This is a genomic window from Nocardia shimofusensis NBRC 100134, from assembly GCF_001613125.1.
In the GTDB taxonomy this organism is placed as follows: Bacteria; Actinomycetota; Actinomycetes; order Mycobacteriales; family Mycobacteriaceae; genus Nocardia; species Nocardia shimofusensis.
This window is the reverse complement of sequence record NZ_BDBT01000024.1, coordinates 63,832-85,748: the sequence shown is the minus strand read 5'-3', so window position 1 is coordinate 85,748 and position 21,917 is coordinate 63,832. Positions and strand designations below refer to the sequence as shown.

Genomic DNA, 21,917 nt, shown 5'->3' with positions numbered 1-21,917 from the left:
CGCACGCCGCGCCGATCGGCAAGACTGTGCGGCGAATCGGGAACCGACGAGGAAAGGACGGAGCAGGTGACCGCTGACCCGACGGTGTCACGCGACGAGCGCATCACCACGGCCGCCTTGGCCTTGTTACGCAGTGGCGGCGGCCGGGCGGTGACGATCGAGGCGGTCGCGAGCCGGTCCGGCGTCGCCAAGACGACCATCTACCGCCGCTACCGAGACCGCATCGACCTGCTGACCGCCGCGCTGGAATCGCTGACCGACCCGAAGCCCCCGGCGGATCTCCGCGACGGATCGGCGGTGCTCGACTGGCTGGTGCACCAGGCACTGTCGGCGGTCGTCGAAGGCATCGGCACCGGCGGCGTCGCCGCGCTGCTCACCGAGGACGACCCCGACTACGCCCGCGCCATTCGCGCGGTGCTGCTGCGCCATCGCCAGGCGCTGATCGAGGTGGTGCGCGCCGCGGCCGCACTCGGCGCACTGCGCGACGACCAGGACGCCGAGACACTCATCGACACCATCGTCGGCTCCTACATCATCGAGCACTCCCGCCGCGGCTCGGTGGCCGAGGACTGGAGCGATCGCATCCGCGCCGTGCTGCGCCCGGCGCTGCTGTCCGCCGCGCCGGAGTGAACGGCCGTCATTTCGCCTCGATCACTACGAAGACCACCCGGCGAGTGATCCGATGCCGATCGGATTCCCATAACTGCGGTTGTGTTACTGTCCGGTAAGTCTGCTGTGACCGCGCCCAGACGGCCAGGTCACAGTGGCGCACGGAATCCGGCAAAGGCGCTGGATCAGTTGTCGAGAGGGTTTCATGTACCAGCATCAGGGGATCGGGCGGAGGTTACGCCGCTGGACCGGCCGAGCCCTCGCCGTGTGTGTGGCCGCGGCGAGCGTCGCGGCGGTGACCACGGCGGGACCGCAGGCCGCGCCCGCGTCGGCGGTCGGCGATTTCTACACCCCGCCCGCGCAGTTCCCGACCGAGCAGGGCGCGATCGTCAAGACCACGCAGATGCCGTTGTTCGTCTCCTACCCGAACGAGAAGGGCTGGCCCACCCTGGGCGAGCTGGTCATGTACACCAGCCGCCTCCAGGACGGCACCCCCACCGTGGTGACCGGAACCTACATCGAGGCCGCCGGTCCGTGGCTGGGTGCGGGCGAGCGCCCCACGGTCGTGATCGCCCCCGGCACCTCCGGCCAGGGCGACCAGTGCGCGATGTCGGTGGCCTTCTCGACCGGCCTGGCCGCCTTCACCGAACCCGAGCTGGGCTTCTCGGCCAACCAGGAACTGCCCGCCTCGACGGTGTGGAGCCGGCTGGGCGCGCGCGTGTTCGTGACCGACTACATCGGCCTGGGCACCCCCGGCGTGCACACCTACGCCAACCGGTTCGAGCAGGCGCACGCCGTGCTCGACGGCGCGCGGGCGGCGAACGCGCTGGCAGGCGTCGGCCCGCAGACCCCGCTGGTGCTGTGGGGCTACTCCCAGGGCGGCGGCGCGACCGCGTCCGCGGCGGAGATGCAGCCGCAGTACGCGCCGGAACTGAATCTGAAAGGCACCTGGGCGGGCGGGCCGGTCTCCGACCTCGCCGTCATCCAGGACGTCATCGACGGCGCGCTGATCGGCGGCGCCATCGGCTACGCCATCAATTCACTGCTCGCCCGGTACCCCAAGCTGGACACCGCGATCGACCGGGTCACCAGTCCGGCCGGACGCGAGATGCTCGCGACCCTGAGCGACACCTGCGTCGGTGACCTCATCTTCAAGTACCCGTTCCTGCGCACCAATTCGCTGACCGTCGACGGCCGCTCGCTCACCGAGCACATGGCCGCCATCCCCGAGGCCGCGCCCGCGTTGAACGAACAACGCGTCGGCAGCCTGCTGCCCGCCACGCCGGTGTTCATCACCAGCGGTCTCAACGACGACACCGTGCCCTACAGCCAGGCCCGCACGCTGGCCGAGACCTGGTGCGCCAAGGGTGCGACGGTGCGGTTCCGCACCAACGATCTGCCGCCGATCCTGCCCGGGGCGACCATCCCCAACCACTTCGGCCCGGAGATGATCGACGCGTTCGGTCCCGACAACGCGATCACCTATCTGCTCGATCGCCTCGCGGGCAAGCCGATCTCCGGCTGCACGATCGACTGATCCGATGTCCCGGCCCCGATCCGTCATTTCCGGGTCCGCCCGCGCGGTCTGAGCACGCGAAAGTACGCTGTTCACCCGAACGAGGCGGTCCCCGACGGCGGGGCCGGGAACACACCACGACGGGAGTAGGTTCGTGACGAGCATGTGGGGCGCGCCGTTGCGCTCGCGCTGGAGCGGGTCGCGGCGCCGGGATCCGGAGCAGGCGCGATTCCTGACCGTGGCCTCGCTGCGCTGGGTCATCGCCAATCGGGCATACACGCCCTGGTACCTGGTGCGTTACTACCGCCTGTTCAAGTTCAAGCTGGCCAACCCGCACATCGTGCTGCGCGGCATGGTGTTCCTCGGCAGGAACGTCGAGATCCACGCCACCCCGGAGTTCGGGCGCATGGAGATCGGCCGCTGGGTGCACATCGGCGACGGCAATGCCATCCGCTGCCACGAGGGCTCGCTGCGCATCGGCGACAAGGTGGTCTTCGGCAAGGACAACGTCGTCAACACCTACCTCGACATCGAGATCGGTGAGTCGACGCTGGTCGCGGACTGGTGCTACATCTGCGACTTCGACCACAAGATGGACGACATCACCCTGCCGATCAAGGACCAGGGCATCGTCAAGAGCCCGGTGCGCATCGGCCCGGACACCTGGATCGCGGCCAAGGTGACCGTGCTGCGCGAGACCAGGGTCGGCCGCGGTTGTGTGCTCGGCGCGCACGCGGTGGTCAAGGGCGAGATCCCCGACTACTCCATCGCGGTGGGCGCGCCCGCCAAGGTCGTGAAGAACCGCAAGGCCACCTGGGAGGCGGGCGCGGAGGCGCGCGCGGCCTATCTGGCGGCGTTGGAGGACATCCAGCGCAAGAAGAACGGCGCCACCGCGGCCCAGTCCTGATCTCTCGCTCGCGCCCGCGCACCGGACTCCCGGTGCGCGGGCTTTTCCGTGTCCACGGAGATGTCGGTGGACGGGCGTAGGGTCGCCCCATGCGGAGCTACGCGGCGCTGTTGCGCGGAATCATGCCCAGCAATCCGAATATGCGCAACGAGAAGCTGCGCGGGGTGTTCAGCGACCTCGGCCTGGAGAACGTCGCCTCGGTGCTCTCCAGTGGGAATGTCGTCTTCCGCGCCGCCGAAGGCGATCCGGCCGAACTGGAGGACCGGATCCAGCGCGCGCTCAACGAGCGGCTCGGCATCGCGGGCGGGACCCTCCTGCGCGAGTACGACTGCCTGCGCGAGTTGCTCGCCCGCGACCCGTTCGAAGGCCTCGTCCACGAGCGCGGCTCCTATCTGACGGTCACCTTCTTCAAGACCGCCGTCCCCGATCCCGTGCCCGCGATCCCCGCCGACCCGCTGACCCGGGTGATCGGCTACGACGAACCCAGCCGAGCGCTGCTCACGGTCATCGACAACAGCACCCCCAAGACGCCGGATTTCATGGCCCGGCTGGACAAGGCCTACGGCAAGGACATCACCACCCGCACGTGGCTGACCGTGCAGAAGGTGGTCAGGAAGATGGAGGCGTGAGCGGTGCGCGCGCCGTGCACAGGAACACCGCGGCGGCGCGCCCGATCCTGGTGATCACCAGCGAATAAGCTTTCGAGCCACGCAATTTCAGCTTCTTGCGCAGCACGTCGGGATCGACGTCGACGCCGCGCACCAGGATCTCCAGCGAGCCGCAGTCACGACGGGCCAACTCCTGCCGGAGCGTCTTCTCCCGCATCTCCATCCGGTCCTCGATACGGAATCCGCGCACGCCCGGCGGCACGGTGTCGCCGGTGAGGTAGGCGATGTGCGGGTCCAGTTGCCACAGACCGTGTCCGGCCGCGTAATGGCGCACCAGCCCGGCGCGCACGATCGCGCCGTCCGGATCGATGATCCACTGTCCCGGCGCCCGCTCCGGGATGTCGTCGGGGTCGGCGTCGGTCAGGGTGTAGCTCGCCCCCGTACCGGAGAGCACCGCTGCCCGGCGACGCACGCCCGGCTCGGCCACTCCCGGTGACCACAGGCAGGCTTCTCGCACCGCGCCGTCGAGGGAGACGACCTCGATCTCGCCCGGCCAGTCCAGCGAGTCGAAATCCAGTCCGGGAGCACACTTCACGACCATGTCGCGGCCCGCGTACGCGGTCAGCAGATCCGGTAGCGGCGGTTGCAGGGCCGCCGGGTCGTGCGTGCGACGGCCGCCCGCCCGCCGACCGGGATCGGCCACGATCACGGTGTCCTTCGTCGTCGGCTTCAGTGCGTCGGCCGCCGCCAGTACCACGTTCTGCCGAGACAGCCCGGCGGCAGCGGACGCACGCACGACCGGGTGCCAGGCCGCGCCGATATTGTGCGCCGCCATCGCCAGGCGCACGGTGTCGAGATCGCTGCCGACCACCGCCGGGCACACCCGCGCCAGTTCGACGAGTTCGGCTCCGACGGAGCAGGTCACGTCGTGCACGGCGCGCCCGGCGAGCCGTCGCGCCCGGCGGCGGGCCACCACAGTGGGAGTCGCCTGCTGCACCGCGTCTTCGGTGAACAGCCAGTCCCCCGCATCGGCGAGCTTGGCCGATGCTCTGCGCCGCAGCCGCACGGTTTCGATCAGCGCGGGCGCGCGGGCGCCGAAGTCGCGGCGCGCACGCTCGAGGTCACGCAGGTGCGTGGCGGAGGTGAGCTCCAGCCGCGCCGCCTCGGTGAGCGCCGCGCGTCCCGCCGCGCTCACGAGGAAGTCGACATCCGCGCGGCTGAAGCCGTATCCCACTGTCGTGGCAGTCCGCCGTGAGATCCGCTGCTACGCGGTGGGCTTCACGCCCGTGATCATGGCGTTGTAGAAGAACTGACGCGGCACGACCCGGCGCATGACGTTCTCGTCCAGCCAGCTCAGCCGCTGCCACGCCTTGTACATCGCCAGACGGTAGCCGAGGGTGAGCTTCTCGTCGGGTACGGCGGCCTCGAAGGTGCGCACCGGCCAGCCCCACAGCGCCGCCGCGAACTCCTCGGTGGTCGCCTTCACCCCGACCGCGCCCGCCGAGCGGGCCATCGCCTCGAGGTCGGCGGGATCGAAGGTGTGCAGGTCGACGACGGCCTCGAGGGCGGCCGCCCGGGAGGACTCGTCGAGTTCGGACTGCGGCCGCCGCCAGTCGGCCAGCGCGGGCAGCTTGGTGACGGTGGTGGTCGCCTTCCAGGTGATGCGACCGAGCCAGCGCGCGTAGAAGTTGCCGGCGGTGGTGGGTTCGCCCGCGAAGACGAATCGCCCGCCCGGCTTGAGCACGCGCAGGCATTCGCGCAGCGACTGCTCGACATCCGGGATGTGGTGCAGCACAGCGTGGCCGACCACCAGGTCGAAGGTGTTGTCCTCGTACGGGATGGTCTCGGCGTCGGCGACCCGGCCGTCCACGTCCAGTCCGAGGTGCTCGGCATTGCGCAGGGCGACCTTGACCATGCCGGGCGAGAGGTCGGTGACCGAGCCGGTCTTGGCGACCCCGCCCTGCATCAGGTTCAGCAGGAAGAAGCCGGTGCCGCAGCCCAGTTCGAGGGCGCGCTCGTAGGGCAGCGGAGCCGGGCCCACCGCGGCGTCGAAACGGCCGCGGGCGTACTCGATACAGCGCTCGTCATAGGAGATGGACCACTTGTCGTCATAGGTCTCGGCCTCCCAGTCGTGATAGAGCACCTGGGCCAGCTTCGTATCCTTGAACGCCGCTTCCACCTCCGCCTCGGTGGCGTGGGGGTTCGGCGCGGGGTCGTCGGGACGTACCGTCATGGTCGCCAAGCCTAACCTGATTACCGGGATGCTCCGGTGCGCGGGCCGGACATTCGGACATCCGACCGGCAAGCTCACGAATGAGAACCTGTTACATCCCGGCGAACGCGGCTACCGACCGGTAGCTTCCGGCCCGGTTCAGCGCCCGGTGAAGACCGCCGACCCCGGCCCGTCGGCCAGGTAGGAGGCGGTGCCCCGGCGTGCGTCCTCGGTGCCGAACAGCCCAGCCCATTCGGTGCGCGCCCGGTCCAGGCCGTGCGGCCCCGCCTCGAAGACCGCCTTGGCCGCGGCCAGCGCCCGCGCCGGTCCGCCGTGGAACTGCCGCGCCCAGCGCTGCGCCGCGGCGAACACGTCGTCGGGCGCGACCACCTCGTCGACCAGACCCATGCTCAACGCCTCGTCGGGCTCGACGAACCGGCCGGAGTAGACCAGATCCTTGGCCGCGCTCGGGCCGATCAGCCCGGTCAGCCTGCGGATGCCCGCGAGCGGGATCAGCCCGGCCCGGATCTGCGGCAGGCCCAGCTTCACGTTGTCGCCGATGATGCGCCGGTCGGCACCGAGCGCGAGTTCCAGCCCCGCGCCCAGGCCGTAACCGGCGATGGCCGCGACCGTCGGCTGCGGCACGCGCGCCAGGCAGCCCAGAGCCGACTGCAGATCGCCTGCCATCGCCTCGGCACGAGCCGGATCGAGGGCCGACAGCTCGGCCATGTCGTCGCCCGCGCAGAACACCCGCTCGTCGCCGTAGACGATCAGCGCCGAGACGGCCGAATCCCGCGCCGCCGACGCGGTCGCGGCGGCCACCTCGCGCGCGACCTGTGTGTCGAACAGATTCAGCGGCGGACGGGCGATACGGACGACGGCGACACCGTCGGCGTCCGGCGAGTCCACGGTCACGAATTCGGCCATGGCAGGCAACCTACCGCCCGGCTTCCGGCCAACCGTGCCCGGCGGTCGCGTTCAGCGCGCGGAACCGCGCAGATCGCCGAGGGCGGGGTTGTCGGAGAAGTACCGCGCGGCGTCGGGGAACGCCAGGAACGCGCCCTCACCGACCGTCCTGTCCGCGGGCACGACCGGCATGATCGGCTCGATCCGCGGTTCGACGGCGAGAATGTCGGCGGTCGAGCCGAACCGCGACAGCGAGTCCAGCTGCGCCCAGGTCGGCGGCAGCAGGATGTCCTCACCCGCGCGCCACCGCGTCAGCGCCTCGCCGGGGGTGCGCCAGTGCACCGCGGCCGCCTCGGAGGTCGCTCCGTCGGCGAGCTGACCCTCGGGCAGCACCGCGACGAAGAAGTAGGTGTCGTAGCGCCGGGGCTCGATGACCGGCGTGATCCAGTTGGCCCACGGACGCAGCAGGTCCGCGCGCAGCACCAGGTTCTCGTGCCCCAGGAAGGCCGCCAGCGACAGCTCGCGCTTCTCCAGCGCGGCGCGCGCCTCGTGGTAGACGGTGGTGTCGCCGACGAGGGTGTCGGCGGTCGGCCCGGCCAGCAGAACGCCGCACTCCTCGAACGTCTCGCGCACAGCGGCGCACACCAGCGCCTGCGCTCTGGGCTCGCTGATGCCGAAGGCTCGCGACCACCAGGCCGGGTCAGGACCGGCCCAGGCGATGTCGGCGGTCGCGTCGGAGGCATCGACGCCGCCGCCGGGGAACACCGTCATCCCGGCGGCGAAGGCCATGGCGTTCACACGGCGCTGCAGGAACACCTCGGGACCGCTCGCACCGTCGCGGACCAGCATCACCGTGGAGGCATCGCGCAGCGGCGACGCGCCTACCTCGGTCTTCGACACAGCCTCGGACACAGCCCCGGACACAGCCGCATCCGGAGTTGGGACACTCGCCGAATTCGTCTCACTCACACCAGCACCATAACCCGCGCCGGCGGGTTCTCACCGCGTGCGGTGCCTGCCCGCCCGGCGCGCGCGCCGGGCGAACCATCGGCCGTCGATCTTGTCCAGTGCGATCGACTGGCGGAACGCCTCACTGAGGTTGTCCGCGGTCAGCACGTCGTTGAGCAGGCCCTGCGCGACCACCTGCCCCTCGTTGATCAGCAGCGCGTGGGTGAAGCCCGGCGGAATCTCCTCCACGTGGTGGGTCACCAGCACGATGGCCGGGGCATCCGGATCGGCGGCCAGGTCGCCGAGGCGCTCGACCAGTTCCTCGCGCCCGCCCAGGTCCAGGCCGGCCGCCGGCTCGTCGAGCAGCAGCAGTTCCGGGTCGGTCATCAGCGCGCGGGCGATCAGCACGCGCTTGCGCTCGCCCTCGGACAGGGTGCCGTAGGTGCGGTCGGAAAGATGTTCGGCGCCCAGGCTTTCCAGCATGTCGACGGCGCGGTCGGTGTCCATCTCGTCGTAGTGCTCGCGCCAGCGGCCGAGCACCGCGTATCCGGCGGAGACCACCAGGTCGAGCACCTTTTCGTCGCGCGGCACCCGGCCCGCCAGCGCTGCCGAGGACAGGCCGATGCGCGGGCGCAGTTCGCTGACGTCCACCCGCCCGAGGGTCTCACCGAGCAGATGCGCGGTGCCCGAGGTCGGATGCACCTCGGCGGCGGCGATGCGCAGCAGGGAGGTCTTGCCCGCACCGTTGGGGCCGAGCACGACCCAGCGTTCGTCGAGCTCGACCTGCCAGGAGACGGGGCCGACGAGGGTGTGCCCCGAGCGTCGGACGGTCACGTCGGTGAAGTCGATGAGCAGATCGGGATCCGGTTGCGGCACGCGCTCCATCTTGGCTCAGATCGCGCCGGAACGAGTGACCGACCCTCACCAGGTGTCGGCAGGAACACCTATGACGGTGAGGGAACCGGGGGCGATCTCGGTGAATCCGGCGTCGCGCACCGCGATGGCGGTATCCGCGCCCGGACGTGACTCCGCCGGGCCCGGTCTCGACGACAGAGCCACCCGAGCCGACAACTCCCGCCATCGGTCCGGATCGGCTTCGCGCACCGAGCAGCCGAAATCGCGTTCGGCCCATACTCGCGCGCGCTCGACGTCCATCGCGGCGGCCAGCAGCATGCTCGCGTGGCCGACCTGTGCGGCCGCCTTGCCCAGCGACATGCCCAGCGACGAATTCACCCAGAGCACGGGCAGATCCGGGTCGGGCGGGCCGGGCTCGTCGTGTTCGAGATCGGTGCCGCCGATCTGCAGGCGGCGGATCCGCTGGTCGGTCTCCCCGACCGGGCAGGGCACGAAGGCCCGCGCCTGCGCGCCGCCGATCTCGACCGTCACACCGTCGACCTCGCCGGCGGCCGTCCACTGCGCGCCTCGCGCCCGGCGGGCGACCTTGCGGATACGGGCGCGCTTCCACGCGAGATACCGCTGCTCCCATGGCCCGCCCGCGCCGACCCGCTCGTCCAGGCACAGCGCGACCACCGAACTCGCCGCGGCCGCGAGCAGCGCGCTGCGCGGCGGCGGATCGGCCTTGGGCAGATGCAGCACCATCTGCATGGCCTGCACCTGTGCGGGATCCTCGGGATCGGCCGCGCCGCCGTAGCCTTCGGCCAGCACCGCGTGTCCGGCCGCGAAATCCGGCGGCTCGGCAGCGGTTTCGACGACGACCGACGCGGATCGGGGGGCGGAGACGGATTCGGGACCGGACACGGACTCGCCGCCGGAGGTGACCTCGGGGGTCCGGCTCATCGGACCAGCGGAACCCGGCGCACCCCGCCGTCGCGGGCGTCGGCCGCTTCCACCTCGTCGCGGGTGACGCCGAGAACGAACAGCACCGCGTCCAGATACGGATGCGACAGCGCCGCGTCGGCGACCTCGCGCAGGGCGGGCTTGGCGTTGAAGGCGACACCCAGACCCGCGGCATTGAGCATGTCGATGTCGTTGGCGCCGTCGCCGACGGCCACCGTCTGCTCCATCGGCACCCCGGCCTCCGCGGCGAACTTGCGCAACGCGGTGGCCTTGGCGGCACGGTCGACGATCTCGCCGACCACCCGGCCGGTGAGCTTGCCGTCGATGATCTCGAGGGTGTTGGCCTGCACGAAGTCGAGTTCCAGATCGTGTGCGAGCGGCTCGATGACCTGACGGAAACCACCCGACACCACGCCGCACTTGAACCCGATGCGGCGCAGCGTGCGGATGGTGGTGCGCGCGCCCGGGGTCAGCTCGATGCGCTCGGCGACCTCCTCGATCACCGACTCGTCGAGCCCCTCCAAGGTCGCCACGCGCTGGCGCAGCGATTCGGCGAAGTCGATCTCCCCGCGCATGGCCGCCTCGGTGACCTGGCGGACCTGTTCCTCGACCCCGGCGTGCGCTGCGAGCATCTCGATCACCTCGCCCTGGATGAGGGTGGAATCGACGTCGAAGGTGATCAGCCGCTTGGCCCGGCGCGCGAGCCCGGCGCGCTCGACCGCCACGTCGATCCGCTCGTCCACGGCCACCTCGGCCAGCGCGGTGCGCAACCGCGAGTCGGTGTCGGCGCCGGTGTCGGGCGCGGTGACCATCAGTTCCATCCCGGTCACCGGGTAGTCGGCGATGCCCCGGATGGTGTCGATGTTCGCGCCGATCGCGGCCAGCCGCCGCGACACCGCGCTGAACGCCCGCGCGGTGACCGGCGCCCCGAGCACGACCACGGCGTGGGTGGACATCGGCTGACGGCCGATCTGCGCGCCCACTTCCACGTCGACGGTCATGCCGACGGTGCTCATCGCCTCTTCGACCTCGTCCTGCAGCGCCTCGGGATCGTGCGGGCAGGTGACCAGCACGCCCAGGGTGAGTCTGCCGCGGATGACCACCTGCTCGACGTCGAGCAGGCTGACCCCGTGCCGGGACATGGCCGTGAGCAGCACGGATGTCACACCGGGGCGGTCGGGCCCGGTGACGGTCACGAGAACGGTGGTGTCGGCCACAGCGGTGCGCTCCTGGTCTTTCCGGTCGTTACACGAGTGTGCACCCGCTGGAGTCCAGCGGGTGCACGGCTCGGCGTATCAGCTCTTGGTCAGCGCGGGCTTCTCGGCCCCGTGGGCCTGCTTGTCCGTACCCCAGCCGACATGCGCTTCGGAGCGCATCCGCTCGATCATGTGCGGGTAGTGCAGCTCGAAGGCCGGGCGCTCGGACCGGATGCGCGGCAGCTCGTAGAAGTTGTGCCGCGGCGGCGGGCAGGTGGTCGCCCACTCCAGCGAGTTGCCGTAGCCCCACGGATCGTCCACGGTGACGACCTCGCCGTACCGGTAGCTCTTGAAGACGTTCCAGATGAACGGGAGCATCGAGGCGCCCAGCACGAACGCGCCGATCGTGGAGATCGTGTTCAGCCCGGTGAAACCGTCCGAGGGCAGGTAGTCGGCGTAGCGACGCGGCATGCCCTCGGCGCCCAGCCAGTGCTGCACGAGGAAGGTGGTGTGGAAGCCGACGAAGGTCGTCCAGAAGTGCCACTTCGCCAGGCGCTCATCCATCATGCGGCCGGTGATCTTCGGGAACCAGAAGTAGATGCCGGCGAAGGTCGCGAACACGATGGTGCCGAAGAGCACGTAGTGGAAGTGCGCCACCACGAAGTAGGTGTCGGTGACGTGGAAGTCCAGCGGCGGGCTGGCCAGGATGACGCCCGACAGACCACCGAAGAGGAAGGTCACCAGGAAGCCCAGCGACCACAGCATCGGCGACTCGAAGGTCAGCTGCCCCCGCCACATGGTGCCGATCCAGTTGAAGAACTTCACGCCGGTCGGAACCGCGATGAGGAAGGTCATGAACGAGAAGTACGGCAGCAGCACCGCGCCGGTGGCGTACATGTGGTGCGCCCACACGGCGATGGACAGCGCGGCGATGCCGAGGGTCGCGTAGATCAGTGTGGTGTAACCGAAGATCGGCTTACGGCTGAAGACCGGGAAGATCTCCGAGACGATGCCGAAGAACGGCAGCGCGATGATGTACACCTCGGGATGGCCGAAGAACCAGAACAGGTGCTGGTACAGCAGGATGCCGCCGGTGGCCGGGTCGTAGATGTGGCCGCCCAGGTGACGGTCGTAGGCCAGGCCGAACAGCGCGGCGGTCAGCAGCGGGAAGGCCATCAGGATGAGCACGCTGGTGACGGCGATGTTCCAGGTGAACACCGGCATGCGGAACATGGTCATGCCGGGGGCGCGCATGCAGACCACGGTGGTCAGCATGTTCACGCCGCCGAGGATGGTGCCCAGGCCGGAGACGGCCAGGCCCAGGATCCACAGGTCGGTGCCGACACCGGGCGAGTGCAGGATGTCGGTCAGCGGCACGTACGCCGTCCAACCGAAGTCCGCCGCGCCGCCGGGGGTGATGAAGCCGGCGGTCGCCATGGTCGCGCCGAACAGGTACAGCCAGTAGCTGAACGCGTTCAGTCGCGGGAAGGCGACGTCGGGCGCGCCGATCTGCAGCGGCAGGATGATGTTGGCGAAGCCGAACACGATCGCGGTCGCGTAGAACAGCAGCATGATGGTGCCGTGCATGGTGAACAGCTGGTTGAACTGTTCGGGCGAAAGGAACTGCAGACCCGGCCGCGCGAGCTCGCCACGCATCAGCAGCGCCATCAGACCGCCGATGAGGAAGAAGCTCGTGGCGGTCACCAGGTACATGGTGCCGAGCACCTTCGGGTCGGTCGTGGTGACCATCTTGTAGAGGAAAGAACCCTTGGGTCCGGTCCGGGCCGGATACGGTCGAGTCGCTTCCAACTGAGGGACTGGTCTGGGCTCTACCGCAGTCACTGATCCTCCTGAAGGTGCCTTTAGGTCGCTCCGCAGGCTCCGCTGCTCGCACACATCCCGTTACCGGAACAGCGGACAGTTCGCTTGCGCTCCGATGATCGTAAACCGTGCTCGAAGACCGTGGCGCACGTGGTCCTACTCTGCGTCGTATTTCGCTGTCACAGGTGCCGCGTTTCCCCCTCACTCAGCACGCTACACCTGCTCGGAACCAGTTTCCGGTACACCGATGAGTTCTGCCCGCGGCACCCGTCCGAATTGGTGACGGCGCCTGGCCCGTCCACCACTGCCCGAGAACCGAGGAGACCGAACCATGAGCGCTATCGTGCCCGGCGACCCCGTTTGGGTCGACCTGTTCACCTCCGATCCCGACCGCGCCGTCGACTTCTACGGCACGTTGTTCGGCTGGACCGCCGACCGCGACGAGAGCTTCGGCGGCTATGTCACCTTCCGCTCCGACGGCAGGGCCGTCGCCGGCGCCATGGGCAAGTCCGGTCCCGAGGACGGCCCCGACCAGTGGACCGTCTATCTGGCGTCCACCGACGCCCGCGCCACCGCCGAGGCCGCGACCGCGCACGGCGGCTCGGTGATCGTGCCCGCCATGGAGGTCGGCGACCTGGGCACGATGGCCGTAGCGGCCGATTCGAGTGGCGCGGGCATCGGCATCTGGCAGGCGAACACCTTCGCCGGCATCGAGACCGAGCCGATGGGCGAGACCGACATGTGGCGCCACGGGGCGCCCGGCTGGTTCGAACTGCACACCCGCGACTACGACAAGACTCTGGCGTTCTATCGGGAGGTCTTCGGCTGGTCGGACGTCGCCGAGATGCCCGACACCCCCGAGTTCCGCTACAGCACGATCCACTCGGACCACCCGATGCGCGGCGGCGTGATGGACGCCTCCGCCGTGCCCGCCGAGGTGGCGCCGCCCGGCTGGGGGGTGTACTTCGGCGCCGCCGACGTCGACGCGACCGTGGCGAAGGCGATCGAACTCGGTGCGACGCTGCTGCAGCCGGCCGAGGACAGCCCGTACGGGCGCATGGCCGTGCTGACCGATCCCACCGGTGCGCGGTTCAGTATCGGCGGAGACGTGGCGAACTCCTGATTCCCGCGATCCGCCGATCGAACGGGGACGCACCCTCCGCCCGCCCGCGTCGCGGGGTGCCGGCGGGCGGAGGGGCGAGCGCGATGACCGACCGACCGGACTCGACCCGCCACCTCCGCCGGACCGGCCGCAGCGGTACCCTCTCCCGCATGTCGGACAGCGCCCCCGTACGCACTCGAAACCGCACCGTGGCCGCCCGATTCGGTGTCGCGGCCGTGGCGGCGGTGTCCGCCTTCGCGCTGACCGGATGCGGCGATCGCTCCGACGACGCGAGCACGATCGTGCGCACCACGACCAATATCGCGGGCGCGGGGGTGGTCGGCCTGGAGCGCGACACCACCCGCACCTGCCCGCTGCCCAGCGCGCCGGACCAGCCGTCGGGCACCCGGGCGGTGACCCATGCCGCGGGCGTCTCGGAGGTGGCCGCCGACCCGCAGCGCATCGTCGTGCTGAGCACCGCCGCGCTCGACGCCGCCTGCGCACTCGGCTTGTGGGAGCGAGTGGTCGGCACGGTGGTCATGGACGGCCCACGCCCCCAGCCGCAGTATCTGGGCACCGGCGTGCTCGAGATCCCGGCCGTCGGCCCGGCCGCGGCACCGGACCCGGCCCGCATCGCCGAGCTCGACCCCGACCTGATCCTCGGCGCGACCCCTTCCGGCACAGCCACTTTCGACGCACTGGCGAAGATCGCGCCGACCGTGCTGGTGGGCGAGCCGGTCAGCTGGCAGGCCGAGTTCGCCGCCTACGCCGCGGGGATGGGCCGGGATCGGGCCGCCGCCGCGGCGCTGAGCGGCTACCAGGCCGACGCCCGCGATATCGGCGTGCAGCTGGCCGCCAACGAGAGTCAGGCCTCGGTCGTCCGGTTCACCGCGGACGAGGCGCAGGTGCAGGGTGCCGACAGCTTCGCGGGCCGGGTGCTCGACGATGTGGGCGTCCAGCGCCCGGCCGCCCAGCGCGGCGACTCCGAAGTCGTGGATTCCGGCGCGTATCAGGAACTCGTCGAGGGCGACATCATCTACGTGATCTTCGCCGGGGCCGAGGGGCAGGACCACGGCGAGTCGATCATGCGCGGGCGCGAGTGGAAGGATCTCGGCGCGGTCGGCGACAAGCGAGTCTTCGCCGTCGAGGACAGCGTGTGGCACGGAGACGGGCTGACCGCCGCCCGGGCGATGCTCACCGATCTGCGCGGCACCCTCAACGGCTTCGTCACCGACTGACCTCTCCGAGCCCCTGGGACCGGACACAGCTCGGGCCCCGCGCCTGTCCGCGCGGGGCCCGAGTGCGTTCTGCGACCGGGACGACTCAGAAGTCCCAGTCCTCGTCCTCGGTGTTGACCGCCTTGCCGATCACGTAGCTCGAACCCGACCCGGAGAAGAAGTCGTGGTTCTCGTCGGCGTTCGGCGACAGCGCCGACAGGATCGCCGGATTCACCATGGTCTCGTCGGAGGGGAACAGGCCCTCGTAACCGAGGTTCATCAGCGCCTTGTTGGCGTTGTAGCGCAGGAAGGTCTTCACATCCTCGGTCAGCCCGACCTCGTCGTAGAGGTCCTGGGTGTACTCGACCTCGTTCTCGTAGAGCTCGTAGAGCAGTTCGAAGGTGTAGCCCTTGAGCTCCTCGCGCTCGGCCTCCGACACCAGATCGAGACCGCGCTGGTACTTGTAGCCGATGTAGTAGCCGTGCACGGCCTCGTCGCGGATGATCAACCGGATCATGTCCGCGGTATTGGTCAGCTTGGCGCGTGAGGACCAGTGCATCGGCAGGTAGAAGCCGGAGTAGAACAGGAAGCTCTCCAGCAGCGTGGAGGCCACCTTGCGCTTGAGCGGATCGTCGCCCTTGTAGTAGTCGAGCACGATCTCGGCCTTGCGCTGCAGGTTCCGGTTCTCCTCGGACCAGCGGAACGCCTCGTCGATCTCCTTGGTGGAGCACAACGTGGAGAAGATCGAGCTGTAGGACTTGGCGTGCACCGACTCCATGAACGCGATGTTGGTGAGCACCGCCTCCTCGTGCGGGGTCAGCGCGTCCGGGATCAGGCTCACCGCGCCGACCGTGCCCTGAATGGTGTCCAGCAGCGTCAGGCCGGTGAAGACCCGCATGGTGAGCTGCTTCTCCTCGGCGGTCAAGGTGGCCCACGAGGGGATGTCGTTGGACACCGGAACCTTCTCCGGCAGCCAGAAGTTGCCGGTCAGCCGATCCCAGACCTCGGCATCCTTCTCGTCGGGCACCCGATTCCAGTTGATGGCCGACACCCGATCGATCAGTTTCATCCTGCCTCCACACCCTTTCCGAACACTTCGCCCATGCCCGATCGCCACTTCTCGAGCGCGCACCCGATGCCGCGTCACTCTCGGTTCAGACACTACTCGTTGTGGCCGGTTCTTCCGAATAACACAAGACCTTGTGTCATGCTGCACAAAGACACCGGGAGTCCCCGTGGTACGGGCCCGGTGTGCGCGGCACCCATTGTGCGCCGAGTACGGCCCCGATCCCGCATCCGCAGCCCTGGTGTCCGCCGTCCCACCGGCGGTGGTCGCCGGTTGTTTGCCGTCTTCTCCGAGGCCGACCACCGAGCAGGGGCGCGACGAACCCGATGTCGACGTCGGCGACCGGCGCGGTTGCCGGGACGGCGGCCGAACGGGCAGACTCGGCGACGGTGGGCACGATCCGATCGGTGCTCGATGACCAGCCGTACTCCTGCACCGCCGAGATCGACGCCGAGGGCGATGCGGACAACCCGACCACGCTCGGCTGGACGTCGATGGCGGCATGGGAACCGAGGTCGGCCGACTACGGCTCGACCCGCCGGTTCGGGGACGTGACGGTGTGGACGGTGGCCGACAGCGACATGCCCGGCGCCCGCATCGATCCGGACGCCCGGACCCGATCGTGCAGCACGACCTCGCGATTCCCGTCCGGTGCCGCGATCTACCTCGATATCGAGGTTTCGGCGGGAAGCGAGCCGTGCTCGACGCTGGATGCGCTGGTGCCCGCGATGCTGGACCGATGGCGGACCGAACCGCCCCGGGGCAGCTCCCCGGATGTGCGCTCGACAGTCCTGCCCGGGGCCGACCCGTGCGCGGTCCGACAGCGGCTGCCGGGCACCGAAACCGAGGGGCAGTTGCAGACGAATGTCTGCAGCTTCCGTTACCGGGGCGAATTCGTGCTCGTCGCTTTCGAGTACCGGATGCGCGACACGGTCACCGCCGCGCATACCGAGGTGCACATCGCCGGGCGCAGCGTGCACCGGAGCAACCTGCACGCCGAGACCGACCCCTACCGCACCTACGTCGCCGTCGTCGGGCCCGAGCTCTCCCCCGCAGAGCCCACCGATATTTTCGGTCCGGATGTGCCGGTGCTGGTCGTCGACGCCGAATCCGACGAGGTGGCCGCCGAGGTCATGGAGCAGGCACTGGCGCTGCTGTCCTAGCGGGCGCTCAGATGCCGAGGATCAGCTTGGCGGTGGTGAAGTAGATGATCAGGCCGGTGGCGTCGACCAGGGTGGTGACCATGGGGGCCGACACCACCGCCGGGTCGATGCGCAGCTTCTTGGCGAGCAGGGGCATGGTGCCGCCGATGGTGGTGGCCCAGGCGCAGATGAACACCAGGGTGATGGCCACGACGACGGCGATGCGGGGGTCGACGAACAGTGCGGCGATCGCCAATCCCACTGCGGCGAGCAGAGATCCGAGCACCAGACCGACGCGGCATTCGCGCCAGATCACCGAGAACAGATCCGAGCCGCGTACCTCGCCCACCGCCACCGCGCGTACACAGGCGGTCGCCGCCTGCGCGCCCGCGTTGCCGCCCGCGCCGATCAGCAGCGGGATGAACAGCGCCAGGTGCGCGGCCTGCTCGAGGGTGCCTTCGAAGAAATCGGTGACACTGACGGTGAGGGTGGCGGCGAAGAGCAGCAGCATCAGCCACAGGGCGCGGTAGCGGGCCAGCTGGAACACCCCGGCGGCCATGTAGTGGCCCTCCCACGGCGACGAACCCGCTTGGCGCGCAACGTCTTCGCTGTCGGCGGCCTCGATGACCTCGACCGCGTCGTCGATGGTGAGCAGGCCGAGCAGCCGGTCCTCGCTGTCGACGACGGGCAGGTTGATGTCGTTGGTCTCGCGCATGAGCCGGGCCGCCTTCTCCGCGGAGTCGGTGGCGCGGGCGAAAGCCGGTTCGGTGACGACGAGTTCGGAGACCATCGTCTCGGGGCGGGCGAGCACGAGCTCGCGCAGTTCCACGATGCCGGTCAGGCGCCTGCCCGCGTCGACGACGGGCAGGGTGTAGACGGTCTCGGCGTGCGCCCCCTCGGCGCGCACCATCGCCAGGGCCTCGGCGACGGTCAGTTCGGCGGGCAGCGCGACGACCTCGGGGGTCATGTACTGCCCCGCCGAGCCCTCCGGGTAGCCCAGCAGGCCCGCGGTCATCCGGCGCTCGCGCGGGCTCAGCCCGGCCAGCACCTTCTGCGCCACCTTCGCGGGCGCCTCGCGCAGCATACGGGCGCGGTCGTCGGGAGCCATGCCCTCGACGAGGTCGCGGAAGCTCTGGTCACGCAGGCCCTGCAGGATCTGCTGCTGATCGACGGGCTCGAGCTCCTCGAACACCGCCAGCGCCTGGTCCTTGTCCAGCAGCCGGAACGCGACGCCTGCCAGGACGGCGTCCATCCGGGCCAGTTCGTCGGCGATCCGGTGCGGCGGGTGGTCGTCGAGCCAGCGCACCACGGATTCGACTCGGTGGCCCGCGACGAATTCCGGCAGCGAGCCGGCCGGCGCGGAACGCGCGTCGGCCGATTCGGGACGCGCGTCGGTGAGTTCGGGACGCGCGTCGGTGAGTTCGGGACGCGCGTCGGTGAGTTCGGGACATGCTTCGGCAAGGTCGATCTGCGACATGAGAAGTCCTCGGCACAGCGTGGCATCACACCGGCGCGGCGGAATCGCTCACGGACGGTGGATACAGCGGGGGTGAATGATGCGCGAATTCACACCGCGTGGCGCCTGCCCGTGGTCGCGAAAACGTCGAAGACGTCAGAGATGCGAAGGGGCGGCGCCGCGCGGCCTTCGACTGGGAGGTTCGCTACGCATAGCAATCCACCTCCTCATCTCGTGATGCCGAGCCGTATGCGCGGATCACCATGATCACGCGCGCCGTCGGCCGTGCTTTCGGATTGATCGGACGCGAATACGCCCACGGGCAGGTTACCTTGCCCGGAGCAGGTTTTCACACCGGGGGCGGACAAAGGGAGTCCCAGCTCACAACCACACGCGATTCTTGCGCCACGGATCGGGCGTGGGCACCGTTTCGCCGCTGCGCAGCATCATCCGTTCCAGCACCGCCAGCCGCTTGCGCTGGGCTATCACCTCGTGCAGCGCGGCGTTCACCGTCTCCTGCGCTCCGCTACCGGTCCCGAGCAGCGTTCCGGCCACCGCCAGCGCAACGTCGTCGACCTCGATCGATACCCGGGACATCGCCCACCTCCGTGTCTCGCGCCCCCATCGCATGGTAGTGCCGCATGCGATCACCCACGCCGAAGAACCGGTATACGGACGGAAGCAGCCGCTCACCGGGCCTGGTCGCGAGCGATTGCCGTCGGCGGCGACGGGGAACGCCGTCAGCTGTCCTGCAACGACTGTTCCACGGTCCGGGCCCGTCGCCTGAGATGATCGCGTTCGGCATGGTCGAAATCTTGGCTGCTACTGGTGCGTTCGAGGCGGGCCAGCTGATCACCGATCGCCTGTCGATCCATCGGGTCTCGGGCAACCGACGAGAGCGCGTTCAGCATCGACAACAACCCACCCAGGACCGCGGGGTCATGAGCACCGTAGCGTCTGGGTTGCGCGCAGACGAGGTCGAGCAGCTCCGGGAAGTCAGGGCGTGCCAGATACAGACGAGCGGTGCCGTCGTGGTCGTGAACGATTTTCGGACCGAGTCGGTATCGAACGAGATCACACAGAACTACGGTCGCCGAGTTGATTCCATGAATGGCCGTCGAAGGATCGTTGATACCCGGAGACAATGCCCGGACGATCACGTCGGTCAACTGTCGCAACCCGTAGCCGATATCCTGCGTGGCCGTGCGCTCGGCGCCGTAGCTCAGAGCATCGGAGACCGCGTTGTGGAGTCGATCGATCGACTCCGAGGAAAGAACCGGAGCATCGGCCGGCCAGCAGTACGCCACCACGGTGCGGGCGACGACCGGATCGCCGGTCCGGCAGTGCACCCACAACACCGCGTCCGCTTCGATCGCGGCAGCCAGCAACCCCTCCTCGTCGACTTCGACGAGATATCCCGAGGCAGCTGCCTCGATTTCCGTTCGCAGCGGAGGTATTACCGGGGTGTCGACGGATCGATCGATCGTGCCGGACGGCTCCAGGAAGTGGCGGGCGTTGTCGATGGAGTCGGACGCGACGCGGTCGAGCATCGTCTCTATTCGAATCTGCCTTACCAGGTGGCCGAGGAACACCACCAATCCCAGCACGCTGCCCATGGCGAGCAGGTATGCCACGGTCACCGAGATCTGGGGGACGAACTCGACACCGCCGTCGCCACCGCTGCGAACCCTGCGCAGGACAGTGAGTGCGTATGCGAACGTCGCGAGAAACAACGCGAGGGTGCGTTGGACAAACCTGTCGGAGGAGAACGACCGCAACAATCTGGGCGAATACTGGCTGCTGGCCAACTGCATCGTGACCAGTGTCAGCGAGAACGTCAGGGACGTCACCGTGATGAGCGAGGTGGCGATGGCGCCGAGCACTTCTCGCGCGGCATCCGCGCCACCCCCGAACAAATGCTCGGTGATGTAGTCGGGAAGGTGGCCATCGAGCCGGGAATCGAGAGCGGGCAGGACAATGCCGGCAAGGATCGCCGCGAGAACTCCCACGGCGGGAACCGGCCACAGCCGGGCGCGGAGGGCGTCGACGACGAATCCACGGCGGCGCTCGGCGGCCGCCACGGCGCTGCGGATACGTCCAGGGCTGTGGCTGCTCACACCAGTGCTCCCCTCCGTTCGAAGCGACATCGGCGATGCTCATGCGGTACTACCGACTGCGCGACCCTCGTCGGTTCACACTCCTGGCGATCTTTGCATGACGAGAGCCGTGCCTGGCGGAAACCCGTTCGGCGTCCTGTGGGGCGCGTCGTATCGCCTGCCGGAGCCGTCTGCCGCAGGTGGCGGTAGCACCGCGTCAGGGTTGCCGTCGGCAGGACCGATGGGGAAAGTGAGATCGACGACCGAGACAACCATCGGCCGGTCGAGAAACTACGAAGGAGAATCGGGTGCGCTTCGGATTGTTCGTCCCGCAGGGATGGCGACTGGATCTGGTGGGGATCGACGTCGAACAGCAGTGGGATGTCATGCGCGGGCTGGCGCGGCGGGCCGACGAGCACGACGAATGGGAGTCGATCTGGGTCTACGACCACTTCCACACCGTGCCGCGGCCCACGCGGGAAGCCACCCATGAGGCGTGGACGCTCATGGCGGCGTTCGCGGCGTCCACCGAGCGGGTGCGGCTCGGCCAGATGTGTACCGCGATCAGCTATCGCCATCCCGCCTATCTGGCGAAGGTGGCCGCGACCACCGACATCATCTCCGGCGGCCGGGTCGAGATGGGTATCGGCGGCGGCTGGTACGAACACGAGTGGCGCGCCTACGGTTACGGCTTCCCCTCGGCCGGCGACCGGCTGGGTCGGCTCGACGAGGGCGTGCAGATCTTCCGGCAGGCATGGACCACGGGCGAGGCCACCCTCGACGGCAAGCACTACCAGGTCGACGGCGCGATCGTGCGTCCGCTGCCACTGCAGCGGGGCGGTATCCCGCTGTGGATCGCGGGCGGCGGCGAGAAGAAGACGCTGCGCATCGCCGCGCAGTACGCCGACTACACCAACTTCTCCGGTGACCTCGAGGAGTTCGCCCGCAAGTCGGAGATCCTGCGTGAGCACTGCGCCGAGGTCGGCACCGAGTTCGACGCCATCGTGCGGTCATCGAATTTCAATGCCGTTCTCGGCCGAGACGAGGCCGAGGTGCGGCAGCGCATCGACGGCATCCGCGCGCGGCTGGCCGTAGCGATCGGCGAGGCCGACGCCGCGGAGTACGCCGAAAGGCTGTTCGCGAGCGGGCCCGCGGTCGGCACGCCCGAGCAGGTGGCCGAGAACCTGTCGAAGGTCCGGGATCTGGGCCTCGGCTATGCCATCCTGAACTTCCCCGAATCGGCCTACGACACCTCGGGCATCGAGCTGTTCGAGAAAGAGGTCGTTCCGGCGCTGCGCTGAGCCGAGCCCGAGCCGCC

General features: G+C 69.3%; 20 protein-coding genes. 8 read left to right on the top strand and 12 right to left on the bottom strand.

Features of this window, described 5'->3' with window-relative positions; genetic code table 11:
* Positions 1-66: 66 nt before the first annotated feature.
* The 4 genes from NS3_RS21080 to NS3_RS21065 all read left to right on the top strand — a co-directional run bounded on the left by NS3_RS21080 (position 67) and on the right by NS3_RS21065 (position 3,661).
* Complete coding sequence (locus NS3_RS21080) at positions 67-630, top strand: TetR/AcrR family transcriptional regulator (protein ID WP_245649725.1); 564 nt, start codon at positions 67-69, stop codon at positions 628-630.
* Positions 631-814: 184 nt separating this feature from the next.
* Positions 815-2,146, top strand: a complete 1,332-nt coding sequence (locus tag NS3_RS21075) for a lipase family protein (RefSeq protein ID WP_067862414.1) — start codon at positions 815-817, stop codon at positions 2,144-2,146.
* A 133-nt stretch (positions 2,147-2,279) separates the two neighbouring features.
* On the top strand, positions 2,280-3,032 hold the full coding sequence (locus NS3_RS21070; RefSeq protein WP_067862412.1) for an acyltransferase: 753 nt from the start codon (positions 2,280-2,282) through the stop codon (positions 3,030-3,032).
* Positions 3,033-3,121: 89 nt separating this feature from the next.
* A complete protein-coding gene (locus tag NS3_RS21065) occupies positions 3,122-3,661 on the top strand; it encodes a DUF1697 domain-containing protein (protein ID WP_067862410.1) in 540 nt (179 codons plus the stop codon).
* On the opposite strand, the gene NS3_RS21060 is transcribed toward NS3_RS21065, so the two are convergent.
* The 8 genes from NS3_RS21060 to ctaD form a co-directional block, all read right to left on the bottom strand.
* Complete coding sequence (locus NS3_RS21060) at positions 3,642-4,874, bottom strand: THUMP-like domain-containing protein (RefSeq protein WP_067862408.1); 1,233 nt, start codon at positions 4,872-4,874, stop codon at positions 3,642-3,644. The genes NS3_RS21065 and NS3_RS21060 overlap by 20 nt on opposite strands.
* Before the next feature lie 30 nt (positions 4,875-4,904).
* Positions 4,905-5,873: a class I SAM-dependent methyltransferase gene (locus tag NS3_RS21055; protein ID WP_067862406.1), complete on the bottom strand. Its 969-nt coding sequence runs from the start codon at positions 5,871-5,873 to the stop codon at positions 4,905-4,907.
* A gap of 138 nt (positions 5,874-6,011) precedes the next feature.
* The gene (locus tag NS3_RS21050; protein ID WP_067862404.1) at positions 6,012-6,779 is read right to left on the bottom strand and encodes an enoyl-CoA hydratase-related protein; all 768 of its coding nucleotides are present in this window, start codon (positions 6,777-6,779) and stop codon (positions 6,012-6,014) included.
* Between the two features lie 51 nt (positions 6,780-6,830).
* The gene (locus NS3_RS21045; RefSeq protein ID WP_157101454.1) at positions 6,831-7,607 is read right to left on the bottom strand and encodes an NUDIX hydrolase; all 777 of its coding nucleotides are present in this window, start codon (positions 7,605-7,607) and stop codon (positions 6,831-6,833) included.
* Positions 7,608-7,757: 150 nt separating this feature from the next.
* Positions 7,758-8,591: an ABC transporter ATP-binding protein gene (locus tag NS3_RS21040; protein WP_067862401.1), complete on the bottom strand. Its 834-nt coding sequence runs from the start codon at positions 8,589-8,591 to the stop codon at positions 7,758-7,760.
* A 36-nt stretch (positions 8,592-8,627) separates the two neighbouring features.
* On the bottom strand, positions 8,628-9,503 hold the full coding sequence (locus tag NS3_RS21035; protein ID WP_084495800.1) for an aminoacyl-tRNA hydrolase: 876 nt from the start codon (positions 9,501-9,503) through the stop codon (positions 8,628-8,630).
* Entirely contained in the window at positions 9,500-10,720 is a 1,221-nt protein-coding gene (gene serB, locus NS3_RS21030; protein WP_067862399.1) for a phosphoserine phosphatase SerB, read from the bottom strand. Before serB ends, NS3_RS21035 begins: the two co-directional genes overlap by 4 nt.
* A 78-nt stretch (positions 10,721-10,798) precedes the next feature.
* The gene (gene ctaD / locus NS3_RS21025) at positions 10,799-12,541 is read right to left on the bottom strand and encodes an aa3-type cytochrome oxidase subunit I (RefSeq protein WP_067862397.1); all 1,743 of its coding nucleotides are present in this window, start codon (positions 12,539-12,541) and stop codon (positions 10,799-10,801) included.
* A gap of 310 nt (positions 12,542-12,851) precedes the next feature.
* On the opposite strand from ctaD, the gene NS3_RS21020 reads away from it, so the two are divergent.
* Together NS3_RS21020 and NS3_RS21015 are read left to right on the top strand one after the other, a co-directional pair.
* Positions 12,852-13,643 carry a VOC family protein gene (locus NS3_RS21020; RefSeq protein WP_067862395.1) on the top strand — a complete coding sequence of 264 codons (792 nt, stop codon included), beginning with the start codon at positions 12,852-12,854 and terminating at the stop codon, positions 13,641-13,643.
* 149 nt (positions 13,644-13,792) lie between these two features.
* Complete coding sequence (locus NS3_RS21015; protein WP_084495804.1) at positions 13,793-14,860, top strand: ABC transporter substrate-binding protein; 1,068 nt, start codon at positions 13,793-13,795, stop codon at positions 14,858-14,860.
* Positions 14,861-14,945: 85 nt separating this feature from the next.
* Here the strand turns inward: NS3_RS21015 and nrdF are convergent, their stop codons facing one another.
* Positions 14,946-15,908: a class 1b ribonucleoside-diphosphate reductase subunit beta gene (nrdF, locus tag NS3_RS21010; RefSeq protein WP_067862393.1), complete on the bottom strand. Its 963-nt coding sequence runs from the start codon at positions 15,906-15,908 to the stop codon at positions 14,946-14,948.
* Between the two features lie 386 nt (positions 15,909-16,294).
* Between nrdF and NS3_RS21005 the strand changes: the two genes are divergently transcribed.
* A complete protein-coding gene (locus NS3_RS21005) occupies positions 16,295-17,068 on the top strand; it encodes a peptidase (protein ID WP_157101451.1) in 774 nt (257 codons plus the stop codon).
* A gap of 7 nt (positions 17,069-17,075) precedes the next feature.
* Here the strand turns inward: NS3_RS21005 and mgtE are convergent, their stop codons facing one another.
* From mgtE to NS3_RS20990, 3 genes are all read right to left on the bottom strand, one after another.
* Positions 17,076-18,524, bottom strand: a complete 1,449-nt coding sequence (gene mgtE, locus NS3_RS21000) for a magnesium transporter (protein ID WP_084495799.1) — start codon at positions 18,522-18,524, stop codon at positions 17,076-17,078.
* Positions 18,525-18,884: 360 nt separating this feature from the next.
* A complete protein-coding gene (locus NS3_RS20995; protein WP_067862389.1) occupies positions 18,885-19,100 on the bottom strand; it encodes a type II toxin-antitoxin system VapB family antitoxin in 216 nt (71 codons plus the stop codon).
* A 143-nt stretch (positions 19,101-19,243) separates the two neighbouring features.
* Positions 19,244-20,620, bottom strand: coding sequence for a DUF2254 domain-containing protein (locus tag NS3_RS20990; RefSeq protein ID WP_067862388.1), 1,377 nt, complete (start codon positions 20,618-20,620; stop codon positions 19,244-19,246).
* Positions 20,621-20,907: 287 nt separating this feature from the next.
* Between NS3_RS20990 and NS3_RS20985 the strand changes: the two genes are divergently transcribed.
* Positions 20,908-21,900: an LLM class F420-dependent oxidoreductase gene (locus tag NS3_RS20985; RefSeq protein WP_067862386.1), complete on the top strand. Its 993-nt coding sequence runs from the start codon at positions 20,908-20,910 to the stop codon at positions 21,898-21,900.
* The last annotated feature ends 17 nt before the right edge of the window (positions 21,901-21,917 follow it).